Genomic DNA, 3,843 nt, shown 5'->3' on the forward strand with positions numbered 1-3,843 from the left:
ATACCGAACACGGAAGTTAAGCTCTCTAGCGCCGATGGTAGTTGGGACCTTGTCCCTGTGAGAGTAGGACGTCGCCAAGCAACTGTAAGACGAGTCAGAATGACTCGTCTTTTTTGTGTTAAATAAAATGATTTTGTAATTAATATCGACTCTATGAGTACGTTTATCTAGCGAGAAATAGCTTTGTTTTATTATGATTTCACATCTAAATAGCATACCTTCAGAAAAATATGGCCAAGTTTGTTAGACTGTCTATTTGTTAACAAGAATATCTAAAAGGTATTGCCTTCTGCAGTCTACTCACACCTTTTTTTATTTCTTCAGTTGTTAAATGTCCATACCCCACAATAATTCGATTATGATGTTTTCCTTTTTCGATGGCGTGGTCTTCCACGGGATATACTTTCACTCCGAGTTGTTGGATTTTCTCAAGTAAGTCTTTTGTGAATTGAACTTGATGGAATTCAACAATCAGGTGTAATCCTGTAGAATAACCGAAAATATTAATCTTATTTGAGAACGCTAATTTTAATTGCTGGATAAGGAAGTCCCTTCGATTTTTATAGATTTTTTTCATCTTCATAATATGCCGTTCCAAATAATCTTCGGTAATAAATTTAGCGAGGACAAGCTGATTTAAAGAAGATGTATGTAAATCTGAAAACCATTTTACACTGCGGCATTTTTCAATAAGTTGTGAGGGAAGAACTAAGTATCCCATCCTAAGGGCCGGTGATAAAATTTTACTAAATGAACCTACATATATAACACGCTCGGGATCCAATCCCTGTAATGAACTTACAGGTGAACCTTCATATCGAAATTCACTGTCATAATCATCTTCAATGAGATAACAATTTGTTTTCCTTGCGTAGTTAATCAATTGAACCCGTCGTTGAATCGGTAATGCTCCTCCTAAAGGAAACTGATGAGAAGGAGTAGTGAAGATGAATTTTGGGTTTTTATTTGTAGGCAGCGAAGATGTATCCATCCCATTATCATCCGCTGGTATAGGATGAAGGAAGGCTCCTGAATTTTTAAAAATTGTTTGAATGTCATTGGTGATGGGGTCTTCTATTAGTACTTCGTCGCCCGTTGACAAAAGTAATTTAGAAACAAGTGTTAAAGCTTGAGTTGCACCGGAAGTAATCACCAATTGTTCTGGATGACAAAAAACTCCTCTTGTTTTTAGCAAATAGCGTGATAAAGCCTTTCTTAATTCGGGACGTCCTTCGGGAATATCGTATCCAAATGTAGAAGGGGGTGCTTCATTCCATGTGGTGTGAGATAACTTTGCCCATACTTTACGTGGAAATAAGTCTAATGCTGGTATCCCTGAACGGAAATTAATGATGTTGCTGTCTTTGTTTGTTTCTTCGCACCAAGATAAAGAATCAATTAGAGTTGATTCTTTATGTTGTTTTAAATAAGTCCCTTCGGCAATGAATGTCCCGGCTCCCTGTCGAGTGACCAAAAAACCTTCGGAAAGTAATTGATCATAAGCTTCTAAAATTACATTCCTAGACACGCTCAACTCAGAAGATAATTCCCGTGTTGATGGTAGTTTTTCTCCGGATTGTAGCTCTCCGTTTAATATTCGTTCACGTATTTGGTGATAAACCTGGCGAATTAAACTTATATCTAGCGATCGATCAATAGGCATCCAAAGCATATAAATGCTCCCTTCATCAAAATTGGTACCATAAAAGTATAGCTAAAATGGTACTGATACGAACCATTTTAGCATGCTGTAGTTGGAACAAATAGTTCTAAAGGAGATGAAAATGTGATGACTAAACCAGAACTCCAAGTAGCTCAGGCATTTAAATCGATTGCACGAAATGAACATATAAAATCCTATGTACAACAATCTACCGAACTCTATGCGTTATTATTGCAGGCTGCGAAACGCTTTGTCACCGGAGAAGCGAGACATGAGGGGATTATGACGGCAAAAGAACTAATTACAAAAGGGTATCATACTTCGCTAGAATACATAGGGGAAAATACTCTAGATATAAAGGAATGTTATAAAGCGAAAAATGAGTTTTTGAATCTTATTGGAGACGTGGGTGCTCTGCCAATAAAACAAACAGTATCACTCGATTTATCGCATATTGGATTATCTATAGATCCAGAAATATCTTATATTCATTTAATGGAGTTGGCAGAGAAGGCAAAAGTATATGGAACTACCCTTATGATAAGTATGGAAGAATCATCTAAAGTAGCGGACATACTTTCTATCTATAAAAAAACAACTGAGCAATATCCTAATGTAGGGATAACGATTCAGGCACATTTATATCGTTCGAACAATGATATTCAAGAACTCCTACATTATCCAGGGAAAATAAGAGTTGTAAAAGGTGCCTATCAAGAAGCTTCAGATATTGCTATGCCTAGGTCAACTGACTTAAATCAACAGTATCTTCAGATTGTAGAACAATTAATTGAAAATAATCACCCTGTATCTATAGCTACACACGATGAAATTATTATTAAAGAGATGGAGCAACGTCAATATTTTAGTCAATCTAATGTAGAAATAGAAATGCTATATGGAATTCGTCCGGATATGTTAAGTAATTTGAAAAACAAGGGACATAACGCTAGAGTATATTTGACCTATGGGAAAGAGTGGTACTTGTATTTATGTCATCGGATAGCTGAACATCCAGAAAATCTATATCATGCAGTGACAGATATGGTACATCCGTCTTCAACGAAGCAGAGTAGGGAATATTAAATAGACATTTAATCTTAAATGTAAAAATTATTTTGGTTATGGCCCAATATAAAAGGAGTCGGATTTCCTTAGAGTAGAAATTTCGGCTCTTTTTATATTGAAACTTTTGTAGTTTATATTTGCGTTAAATACGTATAGGACTTCTATAGGTGTTGAAAAGAGTATGATTTATAATTGTGCAGACGTATCCCTCGTTTTTTGGGTGTTTTATATGTATTTCAAAACGAGGGATATACAATAGAAACAATAAAATTACATACTTTGTTAGTAACTCGATTCGCTCTTCTAGCGTTAAAACGTAAATAATAGGTATAGGATAAACATTCTTAAATGTGATAAAAAGTAATAAAGTACAATTAGAACGAATGTTCCGTTCGGGTGTGTTAGGTACACTCGATCAATTGAGGTACATATTTTTAATCGAGTATAGTTTAGTTATGTATCTTAAATGTTTGTTAAGAGGATATAAAATTGTTACGGCTAGGCCGTATGGAAATGGATGCTGCTAAAGATGAAAGAGATATAAGTCTGCTATTTCAGTGACAAAGGGATAGTTAGTAAATGTATTAGTGTGTTTCTATATATTTACGAGTAAACAAGTAAGTAACCATTACATCATATAAGGGGAACTCCATAACTAGAGTAGTATATAAAGATTTCTGTATCGTTGTCTGTTATAAGAATGCGTATATCTTTAATCGTTTCTAATAGAGTGCCTGATAAGTAAAGAGGTATTAGGGAGGGGGATTTTTAAACTACATATTAGTATTTATTAAAATAAGGTTGTTAGTTTCGCTGGGGAAAACTTACGTGTAAATTAAGTCTAGTGTATAAGTAAACTTGAATGTATTTTAGAAGAAGAAATGAAAGTAAAGTAGAAGAGGCTTTGCAATACAAACTTTTCTTTATAGGCTCTTCTCTAGAGTAGAAAGTGTAAAAATATTAACTTGAATATATTTATAAAAAGGTATTGACGATTGAACATTAGAGGTGTAATATAGAACAAGTCGCCGATGCAATAACGCAGAACGCGGCAAACAAAATGAAAAACTTAGTTGACATTAACTAACGAAGATGTTAACATAAGGAAGTCG

General features: G+C 34.6%; 2 protein-coding genes and 1 rRNA gene. 2 read left to right on the forward strand and 1 reads right to left on the reverse strand.

Annotation, left to right across the window (positions count from 1 at the left end):
* Positions 1 to 80: ribosomal RNA gene (gene rrf, locus FOT98_RS33600) — 5S ribosomal RNA — on the forward strand; the annotation flags it as partial.
* 179 nt (positions 81 to 259) lie between these two features.
* Here the strand turns inward: rrf and pdxR are convergent.
* Positions 260 to 1,672 (reverse strand): MocR-like pyridoxine biosynthesis transcription factor PdxR, encoded by a 1,413-nt coding sequence (gene pdxR / locus FOT98_RS28370; protein WP_063262699.1) that lies wholly within the window; start codon positions 1,670 to 1,672, stop codon positions 260 to 262.
* 117 nt (positions 1,673 to 1,789) lie between these two features.
* Here pdxR and FOT98_RS28375 point away from each other — a divergent pair, with 117 nt between their 5' ends.
* Complete coding sequence (locus FOT98_RS28375; RefSeq protein ID WP_063262700.1) at positions 1,790 to 2,749, forward strand: proline dehydrogenase family protein; 960 nt, start codon at positions 1,790 to 1,792, stop codon at positions 2,747 to 2,749.
* Positions 2,750 to 3,843: the final 1,094 nt, after the last annotated feature.

The sequence above is a fragment of the Bacillus sp. HY001 genome (assembly GCF_007558965.1).
GTDB classification, from domain to species: domain Bacteria; phylum Bacillota; class Bacilli; order Bacillales; family Bacillaceae_G; genus Bacillus_A; species Bacillus_A mobilis.